Source organism: Flavobacterium sp. Root186 (assembly GCF_001428525.1).
Classification (GTDB): domain Bacteria; phylum Bacteroidota; class Bacteroidia; order Flavobacteriales; family Flavobacteriaceae; genus Flavobacterium.
The window spans coordinates 362768-381336 of record NZ_LMHW01000001.1 but is presented as its reverse complement, the minus strand read 5'-3'; the positions used below and the strand labels follow the sequence as shown (position 1 = coordinate 381336).

14 protein-coding genes are annotated in these 18569 nt (G+C 36.4%); 12 read left to right on the top strand and 2 right to left on the bottom strand.

The annotated features are described in order from the left end of the window. The 7 genes from ASD98_RS01350 (at window position 1) to ASD98_RS01320 (ending at window position 10769) form a co-directional block, all read left to right on the top strand. Window positions 1–1638, top strand: a complete 1638-nt coding sequence (locus tag ASD98_RS01350) for a glycoside hydrolase (RefSeq protein ID WP_056199062.1) — start codon at window positions 1–3, stop codon at window positions 1636–1638. A gap of 121 nt (window positions 1639–1759) precedes the next feature. Next, complete coding sequence (locus ASD98_RS01345) at window positions 1760–3343, top strand: glycoside hydrolase (RefSeq protein WP_056199057.1); 1584 nt, start codon at window positions 1760–1762, stop codon at window positions 3341–3343. A gap of 120 nt (window positions 3344–3463) precedes the next feature. Then, a complete protein-coding gene (locus ASD98_RS01340; RefSeq protein ID WP_056199053.1) occupies window positions 3464–5884 on the top strand; it encodes a sugar-binding domain-containing protein in 2421 nt (806 codons plus the stop codon). A gap of 249 nt (window positions 5885–6133) precedes the next feature. Continuing rightward, window positions 6134–7501, top strand: a complete 1368-nt coding sequence (locus ASD98_RS01335; protein WP_056199049.1) for a glycoside hydrolase family 27 protein — start codon at window positions 6134–6136, stop codon at window positions 7499–7501. Further along, the gene (locus ASD98_RS01330; protein ID WP_056199046.1) at window positions 7501–9432 is read left to right on the top strand and encodes a family 43 glycosylhydrolase; all 1932 of its coding nucleotides are present in this window, start codon (window positions 7501–7503) and stop codon (window positions 9430–9432) included. The genes ASD98_RS01335 and ASD98_RS01330 overlap by 1 nt, the downstream gene beginning before the upstream one ends. A 314-nt stretch (window positions 9433–9746) precedes the next feature. Continuing rightward, window positions 9747–10151 (top strand): hypothetical protein, encoded by a 405-nt coding sequence (locus ASD98_RS01325; RefSeq protein WP_056199043.1) that lies wholly within the window; start codon window positions 9747–9749, stop codon window positions 10149–10151. A gap of 228 nt (window positions 10152–10379) precedes the next feature. Then, window positions 10380–10769, top strand: coding sequence for a helix-turn-helix transcriptional regulator (locus tag ASD98_RS01320; RefSeq protein ID WP_056199040.1), 390 nt, complete (start codon window positions 10380–10382; stop codon window positions 10767–10769). 51 nt (window positions 10770–10820) lie between these two features. On the opposite strand, the gene ASD98_RS01315 is transcribed toward ASD98_RS01320, so the two are convergent. Further along, a complete protein-coding gene (locus ASD98_RS01315; RefSeq protein WP_056199036.1) occupies window positions 10821–11153 on the bottom strand; it encodes a YegP family protein in 333 nt (110 codons plus the stop codon). A gap of 242 nt (window positions 11154–11395) precedes the next feature. Between ASD98_RS01315 and ASD98_RS01310 the strand changes: the two genes are divergently transcribed. Then, entirely contained in the window at window positions 11396–12502 is a 1107-nt protein-coding gene (locus ASD98_RS01310) for an XdhC family protein (protein WP_056199032.1), read from the top strand. Beyond that, window positions 12495–13115: an NTP transferase domain-containing protein gene (locus ASD98_RS01305; RefSeq protein ID WP_056199029.1), complete on the top strand. Its 621-nt coding sequence runs from the start codon at window positions 12495–12497 to the stop codon at window positions 13113–13115. The genes ASD98_RS01310 and ASD98_RS01305 overlap by 8 nt, the downstream gene beginning before the upstream one ends. A 236-nt stretch (window positions 13116–13351) precedes the next feature. On the opposite strand, the gene ASD98_RS01300 is transcribed toward ASD98_RS01305, so the two are convergent. After that, window positions 13352–14488, bottom strand: coding sequence for a cysteine desulfurase family protein (locus ASD98_RS01300; RefSeq protein WP_056199026.1), 1137 nt, complete (start codon window positions 14486–14488; stop codon window positions 13352–13354). 217 nt (window positions 14489–14705) lie between these two features. On the opposite strand from ASD98_RS01300, the gene ASD98_RS01295 reads away from it, so the two are divergent. From ASD98_RS01295 to ASD98_RS01285, 3 genes are read left to right on the top strand one after another with little or no spacing between them, the layout of a single operon-like run. Beyond that, entirely contained in the window at window positions 14706–15344 is a 639-nt protein-coding gene (locus ASD98_RS01295; protein ID WP_056199022.1) for a 2Fe-2S iron-sulfur cluster-binding protein, read from the top strand. Next, window positions 15341–16321, top strand: a complete 981-nt coding sequence (locus ASD98_RS01290) for a xanthine dehydrogenase family protein subunit M (protein WP_056199019.1) — start codon at window positions 15341–15343, stop codon at window positions 16319–16321. The genes ASD98_RS01295 and ASD98_RS01290 overlap by 4 nt, the downstream gene beginning before the upstream one ends. A gap of 8 nt (window positions 16322–16329) precedes the next feature. Then, entirely contained in the window at window positions 16330–18522 is a 2193-nt protein-coding gene (locus tag ASD98_RS01285) for a xanthine dehydrogenase family protein molybdopterin-binding subunit (protein WP_056199015.1), read from the top strand. The last annotated feature ends 47 nt before the right edge of the window (window positions 18523–18569 follow it).

The window sequence follows — 18569 nt, the reverse complement described above, 5'->3', positions numbered from 1 at the left end:
ATGAAGTTTTTAAATAACAATAAAGTAAGTCTGCTGTGTGCAGGCTTGCTTTTCGTCAGCACTTTATTAGTAAGCTGCGATTCTGAAAACAACGGAGATTCAAATTCAGAATCCGGAACGGCAGAATTAGATGTAAATCTGGATATGCCTTTGCAGACAATGGAAAGCTTTGGAGCTTCTGATGCGTGGCAGTGTAACTTTATCGGGAAAAACTGGCCTTCAGACAAAAGAAACAAAATTGCCGATTTATTGTTCAGCAAAGATTTTGATGCCAATGGAAACCCAAAAGGAATTGGATTATCATTATGGCGTTTTAATCTCGGAGCAGGAAGTTCAGAGCAAGGAGATGCCAGTGATATTACAGATGAATGGAGACGTACTGAATGTTTTACAACAGATGGTGTAAGTTACAATATGAACAAACAAGCAGGACAGGTTTGGTTTATGAAAGCAGCCAGAGAACGCGGTGTCGAAAAATTATTGGCCTTTGCCAATAGCGCACCTGTTTACTTAACCCAAAATGGAAAAGCACACGCTACGATCAAAGAATTTTACAATTTAAAAGATGGAAAAATGCCAGATTTGGCTGATTTCTGGGCAAACTCTTTAGATAAATTAAAAACAGAACAAGGTTTAACAATCGATTATGTAAGCCCGTTTAATGAACCGCAATATGAGTGGGACGGAACAAATCAGGAAGGTTCTCCGGCTACAAATGCTAACATTTACAACTTCGTAAATATTTTATCTCCAAAATTACAATCAAAAGGAGTTGAAGCACAAATCGTTGTTGGCGAAGCTGGAGCGTATGAACCTTTGTATAAAACAGTTTCAGGAAAAGAAAGCAGATCCAACCAGGTTGATTATTTCTTTGGAGCCAATTCATCTAAAAAAATCAGCGGATTAAGTAACGTAAAAAAGACCATTTCAGCACACAGTTACTGGCAGGCATGGCCTTTAAACGAAATGGTTTCGTCCAGACAATTAGCAGCTTCAAGAATTCAGGGAGCCGGAAATATCAGTCTTTGGTCGTCTGAATACTGTGTTCTGGAAAGCCCTGGAACTTCAGAATTACCGGGCGGTGCAGGATCAGGAAGAGATTTAGGAATGTCTTTAGCACTTTGGACAGCGCGTATCATCAATACAGATGTTTCAGTTGGCGGAGTTACTTCATGGCAGTGGTGGACAGCCATTAGCCGAGGCGATTACAAAGACGGTTTAATTCACGTAGATGATGGCGCAAGCAACGGTGCCGGAAACTCAGATTATTGTAAAACCGATGGTTATATCAGAGATTCAAAAACACTTTGGGCATTAGGGAACTTTTCATTCTTTGTAAAACCGGGAATGGTAAGAGTACAGATTCTGAATGTAGATAATGCCACTTCCGTGAATGATGTAATGGTAACCGCATACAAAGATGCAGCGAATAAAAAGCTGGTTGTTGTTGCCGTTAATATCAGCAAATCGGCGAAAGCCTATAAATTAAATCTTGCAGGAGGAGCTTTGGTTGATAACAAATTAACGCCTTATACAACTTCTGAAACTTTAAGCCTGAAAAAAGGAACTGCAGTTGATGCAGCGGGTTTTGAAATTCCTGCGAGGGCTGTTGTGACTTTTGTTGGGAGTTATAAGTAAGAATAAAAAAATTAACCGCAAACGACACAAAGAAAAATCGCAAAGTTCGCAAAGCTGACAGCAAACTTAGCGAACCTTGCGAAAACTTAGCGTCTTTGCGGTTAAAAAAACAAAAAAATAAATGAGAAAAATATATATCTCGCTTTTATTGATAACAAGTTCGCTGTCATTTGCACAGCGAACTGCTATCATCAGCACAGATAATGTTGTACAAACCATGGACGGTTTTGGAGGTTCTGATGCCTGGAGAACTCAGTTTGTGGGGAAAAATTGGCCGGAGCAGAAAAAGAACGCTATTGCCGATTTACTTTTTAGCAAAGAAATTGATGCAGAAGGAAATCCAAAAGGAATAGGGCTTTCCATCTGGAGATTTAATCTTGGAGCGGGAAGTACAGAGCAAGGAGAAAACAGCAAAGTTTCTGACGAATGGAGAAGAAGCGAATGTTTCTTAAATGCCGACGGAACTTACGATTTTACAAAACAAGAAGGGCAGAGATGGTTTTTGCAGGCAGCCAAAAAAAGGGGTGTCGATAAATTCCTGATTTTTACAAATAGTCCGCCCGTTTCTATGACAAACAACGGATTATCTTTTGCATCCCAAAAGAATAAACTGAATCTAAAAGATGGTGCAATTCCAAAATTTGCCGATTTCTTAGTTCAAAGTATTCAGGGATTGGAGAAAAAAGAAGGAATCAAATTCGATTACATAAGCCCAATAAACGAACCACAATGGGAATGGATGCCTAATAACGGAGATAAAAACAGTCAGGAAGGAACTCCGGCCGCAAACGAAGAAATTTATGCTTTAACAAAATCACTTTCTGATAAACTCAAAGCCAATAAAATGAGTACAGAAATTGTTGTTGCCGAAGCCGCCCAAGTCAATTATTTGTATGAAAATGTTAATGCAGAAAACAGAGATAATCAAATCGATTATTTCTTTGGGAAAACCAAGACTAATATTTCAAAACTTCCAAATGTAAAAAATGTCATTCTTGGCCACAGTTATTTTACAACCTGGCCGGTTGATAAACAGGTTTTAAGCCGAAAGCTAATCGCAGCAAGTATTAAACAAAATCCGGGATTAAAATATTGGCAGTCTGAATACTGTATTTTAGAAAACCCGGGAGAAGCAGAAATTCCAGGAGGTTCAGGCGGAGGAAGAGATTTAGGAATGCAGACTGCTTTGTTCGTAGCACGGTTAATTCACAATGATATTGCTGTTGCCAACGCTGCTTCATGGCAATGGTGGACCTCTCTTACGAGAGTTGATTATAAAGACGGCTTGATTTACCTCGACGACGGAAAAAGCAACGGAGGAACCGAACCTAATTATGTTAGAAACGACGGAGAATTCCACGATTCAAAATTGCTTTGGGCTTTAGGAAATTATTCTCTTTTCGTTCGTCCGGGAATGTTGAGAATTGATGTTCCAAACCAAAACGAATTAGACGCAGCAAACGACGTAATGCTGACTGCTTATAAAGACACAGCCAATAAAAAACTGATTATAGTAGCGGTTAACTGCGGAAAATCTCCCCAAAAATACAAGTTTGATTTATCAAAAGGAACCGTAAAAAACAGCGAATTAACGCCTTATATAACATCTGAAAATTCAAACTTAAAAAGAACAGCAACTCAAAAAATTAATGATTTAGAAATACCCGCAAGGTCTGTAGTGACATTTGTGGGGGAGATGCAGTGATCAGTGTTCAGTTTTTTAGTGTTCAGTCTTTGGTTTGGTTTGAAAACTGAACACTAAAAAACTGACCACTGAATACTAACCTAAAACTTGAAACAAGAAATTAACTAAAAATAAAATATAGTGTTAACTAAGAAAATTTTAATCCCCGTTTTACTCTTTTCGTGTCTGTCTGCGAGCAGTCAAGTATCGTTTGGAGATTCACAAAAAATAAATGACAACTGGAAATTCAATCTTCAGGAAACTCCAGATGCAAAAAATACAATCTTTGACGACAGCAAATGGCAGCAGGTAAATGTACCGCACGACTGGAGCGTAAAAGGACAATTGAGCCCAACGCTTGCAAGCTGTACAGGATATCTTCCGGGCGGAATTGCCTGGTACAGAAAATCAGTAACTATTCCGCAGAGTAAAAGCGGAGAAAAAGTCTATTTATACTTTGAAGGCGTTTACAACAGAAGTGAAGTTTTTATCAACGGACATTCGTTAGGAAAACGTCCAAACGGCTATATTTCTTTTGCTTATGATGCGACTGCATACGTGAAATTTGGAGGAGAAAACACAATCTCTGTTCGTGTTGATCACAGCCAAAGTGCCGATTCAAGATGGTATACCGGTTCAGGGATTTACAGAGATGTTTGGTTGGTATATGCAAATCCTGTTCATATTGGGCAATGGGGAGTTTACGCTTATCCGGAAGTAAAAAACGGAACAGGAACTTTAAATGTTGAGGTTGATGTAGAAAACGGTTTAAAAACAAAATCAAGCCTTACTATTGTAAACGAATTGATTTCAAAAGATGGAAAATCTGTTGCAAAATCTTCTTCTAAAGTTGAAGTTGCAGCCAATCAAAGTGGAAAAATTTCAACTAAATTAAGTATAAAAAATCCTCAAATTTGGGATTTAGAAAACCCGAATTTATATCAGCTTAAAACAACCGTTTTAAAAGATGGTAAACAAATCGATCAAACCGTAACAAAAACAGGTTTTAGAACTTTTACTTTCGACCCGAATAATGGTTTTGCCTTAAACGGAAAATGGATGAAAATGAAAGGCGTTTGTCTGCATCACGATGCCGGAGTTTTAGGTTCGGCAGTACCGCGCGAAGTTTGGGAAACAAGATTGAAAACACTTAAGGAAATTGGCGTAAATGCAATCCGTACAAGTCATAATCCGCAAGCTCCGGTTTTCTATGAACTTTGTGATCAATTAGGAATTTTAGTTTTAAATGAAGCTTATGACGAATGGGAATTCCCAAAACGTAAATGGCTGGAAGGCTGGAATTACGGAACTCCCGGATTTGAAGGTTCGTTTGATATTTTTGCAGAATACGGAGAAAAAGATTTAGAAGATTTTGTTCGTCGAGACAGAAACCATTTATCGGTTTTTGGATGGAGCATTGGTAATGAAGTAGATTATCCAAACGATCCTTATTCGCATCCGGTTTTAGATAAAGGAAAAGAAGGTTTCGGGCAGGCAGCTTATGGAGGTTACAAAAAAGATGCGCCAGATGCTATGCGTCTCGGAGCCATTGCAAAACGTTTGGTAGCAGCAGTAAAAAAATACGATAAATCACGTCCGACAACTGCGGGATTAGCAGGAGTTGCAATGTCTAACGAAACAGAATATCCGGGAGCTTTAGACATTACAGGATATAATTATACAGAAAGTAAATACCAATCAGATCACGAAAAATATCCAAACAGAGTCATTTTCGGAAGTGAAAACGTACACGATATGGATCCTTGGCTTGCCGTAAAAAACAACAAACATATTTTCGGACAGTTTTTATGGACAGGAATTGATTATTTAGGGGAATCAGGAAGATGGCCTTCTAGAGGATTTTACTCCGGTTTGATTGATTTTGCAGGCGTTATTAAACCAAGAGGATATTTCCGTCAGTCATTATGGTCAGATAAACCAATGGCTTATATTGGAACTTATCCGCTAAAAAATGAAAAAGATATTTCTAAAGATGCGTGGGCAATCTGGAATTATAAAGATGGAGAAAAGATTCGTGTAGTTTGTTATACCAACGCTGCAAAAGCACGTTTGGAACTAAACGGAAAAGTAGTTGGTGAAACAAAACCATACGACGAAAAAACCGGAATTATGTATTGGGATATTCCTTTTGCTTCAGGAAAATTAGAAGTAATTGGTTTAAGCAAAGACGATAAAGAAGTAAGCAGATATTCGATTACAACAACGCAGCAGCCAGTTGAATTAACAATTGCCGATAAAAATATCACGATTTCTAAAGACAAAGGCGTTGCTAAAATAATGGTTCAGGTAAAAGATCAAAACGGTTTACCTGTAATGCTTTCAGATAACGAAGTGACTTGCACGATAAGCGGCCCGGGAACTTTATTAGGACTTGAAGCAGGAAACAACAGCGACATGACAGATTATACAGATAATGTACAGCGAGTATTTCACGGTCATATTGCAGCTTATATTCAGACGACAGGAGAAACGCAGCCAATTAAAGTAACCTTTACAAGCCAATGGTTAAAACCAATTGAGGTTACCATTAATGTAAAATAGGTATTGGTAAAAATGTTCCGTAGAAACTATAGGTCGACAGCTAACGGTTGAAATCAGTTGAGGTTACATTAATGTAAAATAGTTATCAATGTAAAAATGTTCCTTAGGAACAATTCATCGGTAGCTATTTTAGGGATCATGAATTTTTATGTCCCATCGGGACATCTGATCGACGCTGTATTTGGATATATGATTGGTAACCCGAAATAAATTATTACATTTAAAATGTGAAATTTACATTTATTTGATATGAAAATAAAAAATACAATATTGGTTTTAGGATTGTTTTTGGTAATAATTTCAGCCAATTCACAAAACAAAACCTTCAAAAAAGACGAATTCAAACAATGGGCACAAACCCCGCCAATGGGCTGGAACAGCTGGGATTGCTATGGACCAACCGTTGAAGAACATGAAGTAAAAGCCAATGCCGATTATATGGCAAAAAACCTAAAGAAATTTGGCTGGGAATATGTCGTTGTAGATATTCGATGGTTTGTAGAAAACGACAAAGCTGGTGGTTACAACCAAACAGATCCGCGTTATGTAATTGATCAGTATGGAAGATATTTACCAGCCGTAAATCGTTTTCCGTCAGCAAAATACGGACAGGGATTCAAACCTTTAGCAGATTATATTCATAAAAAAGGATTGAAATTCGGAATCCATATCATGCGCGGAATCCCTAAAAAGGCTGTTGAAGATAAACTCCCAATAAAAGGCACAAATGGAGTTACAGCTGACCAAATTTATACCACAGCTTTGCAATGCGAATGGTTAAAAGACAATTATACAATTATTGCAGATAAACCGGGAGCACAGGAATACTACAATTCTATTTTTGAATTGTATGCGCAATGGGGTGTTGATTTTATTAAAATTGACGATTTATCAAGACCATACCACGAAGGCGAAATCAACTTAATTAGAAATGCAATTGACCAATGCGGACGCAAAATTGTTTTAAGTACTTCGCCTGGAGAAACTCCAATCGAAGCCGCCCCACACGTAACCTCGCATGCCAATATGTGGCGTATGGTAGATGATGTTTGGGACACTTGGCCGCACATCACTCATTTAATGGATGTTGAGCAAAAATGGTATCCCTATATTGCACCGGGGACATGGCCGGATTGCGATATGATTCCGCTTGGTCGTATTTCAGTAAGAGGAGAACGCGGCGAAGACAGAATGACTCGTTTAACAAAAGACGAACAATATACGCTGATCACGTTTTTCAATATCTTCAAATCACCATTGTTTTTTGGTGGGGATTTACCGAGTAACGACGCTTTTACTTTATCATTATTAACCAACAAAAATGTGGTGAAAATGCATAATGAAAGTACAGGTGTAAAACAGCTTTTTCAGAAAGAGGGCAAAATTGCCGTGACTTCAAAAAATCCAAAAGACGGAAGTATTTATCTGGCATTATTTAATATTTCTGATATTGCTTCACAAAATGTTTCGGTAAATCTTTCTGATCTTGGCATTTCGGGAGAAGCTGATGTTTTGAATATGTGGACAAACGAAAAATCTAAAGTTACAGCAGCCATTTTTGCAGCCGATTTAAAACCGCACAGTTCTGTTTTATATCAATTAAAAAGTAAAAAATAATGAAGAAAACACCTTTTAGTCTTGTATTATTTTTGATATTTTTTAATTTTTTACAAGCCCAGAATACAAAAGGAATTCCGCCCGTAATTGCAGAAAAAGATTTAACAGCCTATTTGTTTGTATACTTTACCGGAAATTCTGTCGAGGAAGAAGCCGTTCGTTTTGCCGTAAGTGCCGATGGTTATCATTATTATCATCTCAATGATAATAAACCCGTTTTAGACAGCAAAATAATCAGTTCAACCGGAGGCGTTCGCGATCCGCATATTTTAAGAGGAGACGACGGAAAAACGTTTTATATGGTTTTAACCGACATGACTTCCTCAAAAGGCTGGGACAGCAATCGTGCCATGGTTTTGCTAAAAAGCACCGATTTGGTAAACTGGAAAAGCAGCGTGGTAAATATTCAAACAACTTTTTCAGGAAACGAAAACCTAAAGCGTGTTTGGGCACCGCAGACTATTTATGATGCAAAAGCAGGAAAATATTTAATTTATTTTAGTCTGCAATATGCAGGAGGCCCGGATAAAATTTATTACGCTTATGCGAATAAAGATTTCACAGCTCTGGAAAGTGCTCCAAAATTATTATTTGTGCCAAAATCAGAAAGAGCCTGCATTGATGGCGATATAATTGAAAAAGATGGTGTTTATCATCTTTTCTATAAAACTGAAACGGAAACAGCAGGAATAAAAGTTGCCACAACTAATGATTTGACTTCGGGAAAATGGACAGAAAATGATAATTACCTGCAGCAGACAAAAGATGGTGTTGAAGGTTCCAGCGTTTTTAAACTAAACAACTCAGATGAATATATTCTGATGTACGATGTCTATACAAAAGGGAGATATCAGTTTACTAAAACCAAAGATTTGGAGAACTTTACGGTAATCGATAATGATATTTCGATGGATTTTAATCCGCGTCATGGTACAATTTTACCCATAACACGCTCTGAATTAAAGAGAATTACAGACAAATGGGGAATGCCCGAAAAATATCCAAAAGTAAATAATAACCCGGTTTTAGAAGGTTATTATGCCGATCCTGAAATTCTGTACTCCAACAAAACAAAAAAATATTATATCTACCCAACAAGCGATGGTTTCGACGGCTGGTCGGGCAATTACTTCAAGACTTTTTCTTCAGATAATTTAAAAGACTGGAAAGACGAAGGAATTATTCTGGATCTTAGAAAAGATGTAAGCTGGGCAAATCGTAATGCGTGGGCACCTTGTATTGTAGAGAAAAAGATAAAAGGCAAATACCAATATTTCTATTATTTCACGGCAGCACAAAAAATAGGTGTGGCAGTTTCAGATAACCCAACAGGGCCTTTTAAAGACAGTGGAAAAGCATTAATAAACACAAGACCTGAAGGCATAAAAGACGGTCAGGAAATAGATCCTGATGTTTTTACAGATCCGGTAAGTGGAAAAAGTTATTTATACTGGGGTAACATGTACATGGGTGCCGCTGAATTAAATGCAGATATGGTTTCTCTTAAAAAAGAAAGTACAAAAGTAATTGCTGTTAATGATTCATTTCGCGAAGGAACTTATATATTCTTCAGAAAAGGAACGTATTATTTCCTGTGGAGCGAAGACGATACCAGAAGCCCGAATTATAAAGTGAGATACGGAACTTCAAAATCACCTTTAGGGCCAATTGAAATTCCGAAAAATAATATTGTGATTCAGGGAAAACCAGATATTGGAATTCACGCAACGGGACATAATTCAGTTTTGCAAATTCCAAATAAAGACGAATGGTATCTCGTTTATCATAGATTTTCGTATCCAACCGGAATTAAAATGGGAGATGCAGGAGGATTTCATCGTGAAGTCTGCATCGATAAATTAGAGTTTAATCCAGATGGAAGTATAAAAGAAGTAATCCCAACTCACATCGGAGTCGCCGGTTTAAAATAATTTTGTAACTTTATCCTTTCTAAAAGCCATTCCTCATAAAAGGAGTGGCTTTTTTTATGTATTACTTATATAAGTAAAACGCCATATTGAATTTTTAAATCATAAGGTAAAATTTATAATTAGATTTAATTACAACCTCTGGTTATATTCTATAAGCTGACTTGTAAGAAAAAAAAGCTGATTATGCGTAATATTGCGAAATGATGTGCTGTTTACCACTGCAGCATTTCAAATGTATTCATTTTAAGCCGAAAACATTTTTAAAGAAAGCTTTCTCACCAGGTTTTCTTTAAAAGATTTAATTATTTATCATTATGTTCATTTCCCTCACTCACGATCAGGTACAGTTTCAGTACGGGTCAAAACAATGGCAGTACAATTTTAATGAAATTGTAGAACTTGGACTGCTCAAAAAAAAGAAAACTTATCTTTTTGAAAATGGCGCTTTTATGGCCGTAACAGTTTTAGCCTATTATTGCATGATTTTTACCAATGTAATGGAGCTGTATTACTTAATTCCAACTTTATTATGCTATTCTTTTTTGATTATTCTGCGGTTTAACAACAAGACAGAATTTGACTATTTTGTGATTGTAAAAGACATTTACAAAAAAGAAACTAAAGTAAAAATAAATGCTTTAGACCGGCCAATGATTGGAAAACAAATCGACCAGTATTTAAATTTTGAATTCGAACGGATTTTAAATACAATAAACTAGATATCCTAATGAACCAACTATTAAATGAGATTTCCAGTTACGATCTGGCTTTTATAGTTATTGCTCTCGTATATGGTTTCATAATTATAATTAGAAAAAAGTAAACAATCCTGTTTCATCTACCTACAGGAACAGAATTGTAATTACCCAAAAAATAAGGCTGCAATACCCCCCTAAGTTTAGTTGCGGCTGTTTAAGTTATATACGCCCTCCCTCCAAATCAAACTTATGGCAACTTCAATAAAAAACAAAATCAAAAGCATTAGAGAGTTAAAAAATTACACTCAGGAATATATGGCAGATCAACTTGGTGTCACTCAGGCAGGTTATAGTAAAATAGAAAAAGGAAGAACGATGTTATCCTACGTTAAATTAGTAGAAATAGCCCGGATTTTAGAAGTAAGTGTAGAAGATATTATAAGTTTTGACAGTCAGAGATATTTCAATAACTACAATACCGTAAAAGGAAATAGTAACAACGGAAGCATATTAATTAATTCCAGCAATGATGAAGCACTAAAAGAACTCTATGAAGATAAAATAAAACTTCTCGAAAAACTTTTAAACAAAACAGAAGAAGAACTAGACCGTTATAAAGTAAAGTTTGGTCAAATATAAATTAAAAACGAGGCTTTAGAGCCTCGTTTTTTTTTTGATATCTTTCTGCAATTATGCCGTCTGATCATCTGTATCTGCATCAGGAGCATTCTTTTTTACTGACTCGATTCCGTTTTCTCTGGCAGAAGTGCTTTCGTACATTTCACTTGCACCAATATTCTGTCCGTTGCTGGCTTTTAGGTTAAAATAGGGTTTGCCATTACTAGATTCTTTTCTGTCATAACGATTATCGTCCTGAGAGTTTGTTTTAACAGATTCAATTCCGTTTAAGGCCGCTGCTTTTGTCGAATAACCCTCGCTGGTCAAAATGGTCTGGCCGTTACCAGCTTTTAAATTGAATTGAAATTCACCATTGGTTCTTTTAGTAATTACAAATTTTCCCATGTAGTTTTTTATTTAAGTTAACTAAAATATTTTGCTATTGATAAAAATACAAAACTTCATAATACAAATGATATTGTAAGAAAAAATAATCGTTTAGAATTTGTTAAGCATAATCTTGAGATTTTTAATTAAGAATATTATAAACTTAAATAGCTTTACTGCCTTTAAGTTTATAATATTTTTTATTTTTAGAGTATCAAAGGATCATCAATACAAATTTCTGTTGATGGACATTTATTTTTATGAAAGAAATCAGCGAAATTCTTAAAGCATATTCAGAAGCAAGATCGGCAGGAAAAAAAACAGCTCTGGCAACAGTCGTTAAAGTTGAAGGATCTTCGTATCGCCAGCCCGGAGCACGCATGCTCGTTACCGAAGATGGAGAGTTAACAGGCGCCATAAGCGGCGGCTGTCTTGAAGGCGATGCATTACGAAAAGCACTGCTGTCCATTCATCAAAAACAAAATAAACTAATTACCTACAATACTAATAATGAAGATGATATTGAAGTAGGTTTACAGCTTGGCTGCAATGGAATTGTTCATATTCTATTTGAATATATTGATGAAGAAGTATCAAAAAATCCGATACAGTATTTACAGCAATTAGAATTAGAAAGAAAAGAGGCTGTAATTGTTACTGTTTTTTCTTTGAAAAGAAATGCTGCTCAGCTTGGAACGGTACTTTTTTACAGACAGGAAAATCAAATTCTGTCTCATAATGATGAGGTTTTAGATTTAGTTTCAGATGTAAATGAAGTTTTGAAAACTAAAACATCAATTGTAAAAAAACTTCAAACGGAAAACCAAAACGAAGCATTAATAGAATATATAAATCCTCCAATTTCACTTGTAATTGCCGGAGCAGGAAACGATGTGCAGCCTTTGGTTAAAATAGCCTCAATTTTAGGCTGGAAAATTACCGTTGGCGACGGACGTGCGACACATGCAGTAGAAAAACGTTTCCCTAAAGCAAATAAAGTAAATGCGGTTAAACCGGAAGAATTTCTGGAAAATATTATCATTGATAATCAAACGTATTTCCTTTTGATGACTCACAATTATAAATACGATTTAGCGGTTCTGAAATTACTTTTAAAAACAAATTGCCAATACATTGGAATCCTTGGTCCAAAAACAAAATTAAACCGAATGCTGGATGATCTTCAAAATGAAGGATTTAATGTAAGCGAACAACAATTGGAACGAATTTACAGTCCGGTTGGATTAGACATTGGAGCAGAAACATCAGAAGAAATTGCACTTTCAATTGTATCTGAGATTAAGGCTTTTTCAGCAGGGAAAACGGGAACTTCTCTAAAATATAAAGAAGGTAAAATTCATGACTAACTTCATTATGAAAGATCAATTTCAAAATAGAACTGCTATTATAATTCTGGCAGCAGGCAATTCTTCAAGATTAGGAAGACCAAAGCAGTTAGTAGAATATAAAGAATCAACACTTTTAAAAAACACGATTTCTGAAGCTCTAAAAGTGCCCAATTCATTTGTAATAGTGGTAACAGGTGCAAATCATAATGAAGTAGAAAAACAACTTAATGCTGCAGAAATAAATATTTGTTTTAATTCCGAATGGAAAAACGGAATGTTATCTTCAATTGTAAAAGGATTAAATGAATTATTGCTTTTAAAACCCGATTGCGATGAATGTATTTTTGCGGTTTGTGATCAGCCTTTTGTCACGAGTTTAATTTTTGAAAATTTAATTAGTGAATCTCACAAAACCGGAAAAGGAATTATTGCTTCTGCTTATTCCGAAACTTTGGGAACGCCTGTTTTATTCCATAAAAAATATTTTAATGAATTGCTTGAATTGAGTGGGCAGGAAGGAGCAAAAAAAATCATTAAAAAGTATCTAGATGACGTCTATTCCGTTCCTTTCGAAAAAGGCAATATTGATATCGATACCGAAGAAGATTATAACAAGTTAATTTCTGAGTAGTTGGTTATATATTTTAATCTCGCAAAGTCGCAGAGACGCAAAGCTTTTTAAGATTTAATTTCAATTGCCTCCAGCTTTAGCTGGAGGTTCTAAGCAAGAATAAAAAAGGCTTTAGCCAAACTAGCCGAAGTTTGGCTAAAGTCTTTTAAAACTTAATTTATTACCACCTCCAGTTAAAACTGTAGGCAATTAATAAAAAAACTTTGCGTCTCTGCGACTTTGCGAGATTAAAAAAATTAAACTTTTAATTTTGCCGCAAGACTTAAAACCCGCTCAACAGCAATATCAATTTCCTTTGAAGTAGTAAACCTTCCCAAACTAAACCGAATCGAACCTAAAGCCTCTTCATCAGACAATCCCATTGCTTTTAAAACATGTGAAGGTTCTGAAGTAACCACAGAACAAGAAGCTCCATTCGAAACCGAAATATTTCCCAAAGCCATAATAAGCTGTTCTGAATTTACTCCCGGAAAACAAATATTGGAAGTATTGTAAATTCGGTTTTGAATATTTCCATTTACAAAAGAATTTTCAAATTGTAATAAACCGATTTCTAGTTTATTACGTAATATTTCGATCCTATTTTTATCTGTTTCTAATTCATTTACAGCTATTTCGGCAGCTTTACCTAAACCAATAATTCCGGGAACGTTAAGCGTTCCGCTGCGTAATTTTCGCTGCTGACCGCCGCCTGTAATCTGAGGAAGTAATTTTAGTTTGGCTTTCGCCGAAATGTACAAAGCACCAATACCTTTTGGTCCGTAAAATTTATGCGCGGACAATGTCAAAAGATCAATTCCTAAAGTTTTAACGTCAATTGGAATTTTTCCAACCGCCTGAGTTGCATCGCACAAAAACAGCACATTTTTACTTTTAAGAATGGTAGAAATTTCGCTGACATTTTGTATGACACCTGTTTCATTATTAGAAAGCATTCCTATGAAAACCAGTGTTTTATCTGTAATAATTTCATTTAAAAGATTAAGATCTAAAATCCCTTCATTATTAACAGGTAAGCAGCTGACTTCAAAGCCAATACTTTCCATAAAACGACAAGTTTCAAGAACCGCTTTGTGTTCAGTCTGGATAGTAATTATATGTTTTCGATCTTCATCAGCAAAACCTTTAATTGCCAGATTTAGGGCTTCGGTAGCACCCGAAGTAAAAATAATTTCATCAGCATCCGCATTAATTAAATCAGCAATTTGCCAGGCAGCATTTTCGACAGCTTCGTTTACTGTTAATCCTGCAATATGTCTGCTTGTTGAATTTGCATAAAAATCAGTAAAATACGGAAGCATAGCTTTTAAAACCCGTTCATCAATACGAGTTGTAGCATTATTGTCCAGATAAATATTTTGTTGATGGGGCATAATTAAAAGCTTAATCTTGTAAAAATACAATTTTGAAATATTCCCAAATAAAAAATAAATATAAATCTATCTGATTGGAATATGTTTTTAACCGCAAAGCGAAATTGTAATTATTCTAAATAAGCCTAATGTTTGAATTTCATAACTTTTTGTGGATTAAGATTGTTAAATTTGTTAGAATACCCAAGATATTTTGCTAATTTAAAAGAGAGATGGAATGGCTTCTAAAAAAACAAATCCAGATAAAGTAACAGAGAATGATTCAAATTCCCGTCGTGACTTTATAAAAAAATCAGGACTTTTTACCGCCCTTGCTCTGGCGCCGCCTTCGCTGGTTATGGCTACAGAGAATAAGTGGGATGAAAAAATAGCGGAGTATTTAGAAACTGTACCGCTTTCTATCGAAGTAAATGGCAAAAAACACAATCTTAATATCGAGCCAAGAACTACTTTACTCGATTTACTAAGAGAACAATTGCACCTTACCGGAACAAAAAAAGGCTGTGATCACGGACAATGCGGTGCGTGTACGGTTCACGTAAACGGAACCCGAATTTTGTCGTGTCTAACTTTGGCAACTATGCAGCAAAACGCTCAGGTCACTACAATCGAAGGACTTTCAAAAGGAAAAAAACTGCACCCAATGCAGGAAGCTTTCATTAAACACGACGGATTTCAATGCGGTTATTGCACGCCGGGACAAATCATGTCCGGAATTGCGTGTATAAAAGAAGGTCACGCCAACAGTCGTGAAGAAATTAGAGAATACATGAGCGGAAATATCTGTCGATGCGGTGCTTATCATAATATCGTTGATGCCATAACAGAAGTGAAGGAAGGAGGGAAGGAATTATGAAAAATTTTCAAATAATTAAAGCATTATCTTCGAGTTCAGCGGTATCGAGCATCAGCAAAGAAAAAGAAGCTATGTTTATTGCCGGCGGAACAAATCTGGTAGATTTGATGAAAAAGAATGTGGTGGCCCCAGACAAACTGGTTGACATTACAGCATTAGATTTTGCAAAAATAGAATTCTTAACCGGAAAAGTTTCAATAGGAGCCTTAGCTAAAAATAGTCAGGTTGCCGAAGACGCATTAATAAAAGAAAAACATCCTTTGTTAGCTTTGGCTTTAGCTGCCGGAGCATCTCAGCAAATCAGGCACATGGCAACCGTTGGCGGTAATATGCTGCAAAAAACACGCTGTTCGTATTTTTATAATACGGATATGCCATGCAATAAAAGAGTTCCAAAAAGCGGCTGCGGCGCAATTGGAGGTTCTAACAGAATGCACGCTATTTTTGGAGCTTCGGATAGCTGCATTGCGGTTCACCCGAGTGATATGTGTGTGGCATTGGCGGCATTAGATGCAACTGTTTTAGTAGAGGGACCAAAAGGAAAACGACAAATAAAATTTACAGATTTTCATCGCCTGCCTGGAAATACACCCGAAAAAGACAATACTTTAGAAAATAAAGAATTGATAACTTCAGTCGAAATTCCGGATAATAATTTCACCAAAAATGTGCATTATTTAAAAGTACGTGACAGAACAAGTTATGCTTTTGCACTAGTTTCTGTTGCCGTGGCTTTAGATTTAAAAAATAATGTAATAAATGATGTTCGACTTGCAATGGGCGGTGTAGCACATAAACCATGGAGATTAACTGAAGCAGAAGAATTCCTTAAAGGAAAAACAGTTTCAGAAGAGATATTTAAACAGGCGGTAAATTTGTCAATGAAAGGTGCGAAAGCATACGGAGGCAATGATTTTAAACTAACGCTTGGTCCAAATGCAATAACAGAAGCACTTACAATAGCAGCATCAAAATAATTAGAATTATGAGCAAGACAAGTAATATTAATAGAGTTGACGGATTTGCTAAAGTAACAGGATCAGCAACTTATTCTGCCGAATATAAAACGCCAGGAGTAGTTTATGCCTGCTTGGTTGGAAGTACAATTGCAAAAGGAAGAATCAAAACCATCGATACTAAAAAAGCAGAATGGGCGCCGGGAGTTCTGGCTGTCATTACGCATTTGAATGTAGATAAACCTGCCGGATATAAAAAAGCAAAAGACAAACATAATTTTGGACAGCCGCTGCAGATTTTTAAAGATGATTCGGTTTTGTATTACGATCAGCCAATCGCATTGGTAATTGCCGATACTTTTGAGCGTATGCAATATGCGGCGAGTTTAATTAAAGCCGATTATTTTAAAGAAGAACATTCAACCGAACTTCAAAAAGCTGCTGATAAAGAGAAAAAAGTAGAAACGGATAAAGGGAATGACTATCACAGAGGGGTTCATGACGGTTACAAAAATGCAGAAGTAATTTTAGAAGCCGATTATACAATTCCAACTGAAGTTCATAACCCAATGGAACTGGCGAATATTATCGCAAAATGGGATGGAAACAAACCCATTTTGTATACTAAAAGTCAAGGTGTTGAAGGAACACGCAGAAGCGTTGCCGGGGTTTTTGAAGTGCCTGTAGAAGATGTTGAAGTACACTCTGAATATCTGGGAGGTGCATTTGGAATGGGATTGCATACCTGGCCGTATGAAATCGCAGCATTAATTGGGGCTAAGAAATTAAACCGTCCCGTAAAATTAGTTTTACATCGCGAGCAAATGTTTACCAATGTTGGTTTTAGACCTTATACCATTCAAAAAATGGGTCTGGGCGCTACAAAAGCAGGAAAACTAACCGGATTAACACACGAAGCCGTTGCGATGACTTCCAGCTATGAAGATTTCATGGAAGGAACGGTAAACATGTCCCGATTTATTTACGATTGTGAAAATGTTTCTACACGTTACAGAATTGTACCTCTGGACACTTGTACACCAATCTGGATGCGAGGCCCTGGTGAAGCAACAGGTTCTTTTGCATTAGAATGTGCAATGGATGAACTGGCTTATAAATTAAACTTAGATCCAATTGAATTTCGAAAGCTGAATTATGCCGAGAAAGATCTGGAACAAAATAAACCCTGGAGCAGTAAATATCTTTTAGAATGTTACGAAGGGGGAATGGAACGCATTGGCTGGAAAAACCGTAAAAATGAACCGGGTTCTGTGAAAGAAGGAGACTGGCTTGTAGGCTACGGAATGGGAACCGGAACTTTTGGCTGTTATAGAAGCCCTACTTCTGTAAAAGCAAAATTTTTACCTGATGGAAATTTAGTTCTTCAGTGCAGTGTCAACGATATGGGACCGGGAACGGCAACTATGATGACAGCGATTGGTGCTGAAATTACAGGTTTGTCTGCAGAGAATGTGATTGTAGAAATGGGAAAAAGTGGATTGCCAAAAGGCCCAACGCAAGGAGGATCGGCAACGACTTCATCTGTTGGTTCTGCTGTTCATGATGCCTGTAATTTATTAGTTAGCAAAGTGTTGGGATTAGCGACTGAAAATCCGGCTTTAAAAGGAACTCCAATTACAGATTTAACTTTTGCAAATGGAATCGTTTCTTCAACAAAAGATACCACTAAATCTGTTGCTTTGACTTCTTTGCTTAGTGCGAATAAGTTAGAAGGATTAGAAGTGGAGAATCTATCAAAAGGAACGGATGAAGCTAAGAAATATTCGATTTATTCGTTTTCAGTTCATTTTGTAAAAGTATTAGTGAATCCGAATTTGGGTAAAATACGTTTGGCGCATGTTGTTTCGTGTGCTGATATCGGAACAGTTATCAACCAAAAAACATCGGCTGGACAAATGTACGGCGGAGCTGTAGGAGGTATCGGAATGGGATTAATGGAAGCATTGGAAATCGATCATCGTTTTGGCCGCCCAATCAACAATAATTTCGCCGATTATCATGTTCCCGTAAATGCCGATATTGAAAAACAGGAAGTTTTCTTCGTCAATAAAAAAGACCCAATCAGTAATCCAATGGGAACAAAAGGTCTTGGTGAAACCGCTTTGGTTGGAATGGCGCCTGCAATTGCAAATGCCGTTTTTAATGCAACCGGAAAACGTGTTAGAGATTTACCAATTACGCTGGACAAAATAATTGCTTAATTATTAGTTATTAATGGTTAATTGTAAATTGTAAATTTTAGTTGGTA

Excerpts from the sequence above, each read along its gene's own strand:
- ASD98_RS01345 (WP_056199057.1), top strand. The coding sequence starts at position 1,760 with ATGAGAAAAATATATATCTCGCTTTTATTGATAACAAGTTCGCTGTCA.
- ASD98_RS01310 (WP_056199032.1), top strand. The coding sequence starts at position 11,396 with ATGAAAGAAATCAGCGAAATTCTTAAAGCATATTCAGAAGCAAGATCG.
- ASD98_RS01335 (WP_056199049.1), top strand. The coding sequence starts at position 6,134 with ATGAAAATAAAAAATACAATATTGGTTTTAGGATTGTTTTTGGTAATA.
- ASD98_RS01315 (WP_056199036.1), bottom strand. The coding sequence starts at position 11,153 with ATGGGAAAATTTGTAATTACTAAAAGAACCAATGGTGAATTTCAATTC.
- ASD98_RS01330 (WP_056199046.1), top strand. The coding sequence starts at position 7,501 with ATGAAGAAAACACCTTTTAGTCTTGTATTATTTTTGATATTTTTTAAT.
- ASD98_RS01350 (WP_056199062.1), top strand. The coding sequence starts at position 1 with ATGAAGTTTTTAAATAACAATAAAGTAAGTCTGCTGTGTGCAGGCTTG.
- ASD98_RS01300 (WP_056199026.1), bottom strand. The coding sequence starts at position 14,488 with ATGCCCCATCAACAAAATATTTATCTGGACAATAATGCTACAACTCGT.
- ASD98_RS01290 (WP_056199019.1), top strand. The coding sequence starts at position 15,341 with ATGAAAAATTTTCAAATAATTAAAGCATTATCTTCGAGTTCAGCGGTA.
- ASD98_RS01320 (WP_056199040.1), top strand. The coding sequence starts at position 10,380 with ATGGCAACTTCAATAAAAAACAAAATCAAAAGCATTAGAGAGTTAAAA.
- ASD98_RS01295 (WP_056199022.1), top strand. The coding sequence starts at position 14,706 with ATGGCTTCTAAAAAAACAAATCCAGATAAAGTAACAGAGAATGATTCA.
- ASD98_RS01285 (WP_056199015.1), top strand. The coding sequence starts at position 16,330 with ATGAGCAAGACAAGTAATATTAATAGAGTTGACGGATTTGCTAAAGTA.
- ASD98_RS01325 (WP_056199043.1), top strand. The coding sequence starts at position 9,747 with ATGTTCATTTCCCTCACTCACGATCAGGTACAGTTTCAGTACGGGTCA.
- ASD98_RS01305 (WP_056199029.1), top strand. The coding sequence starts at position 12,495 with ATGACTAACTTCATTATGAAAGATCAATTTCAAAATAGAACTGCTATT.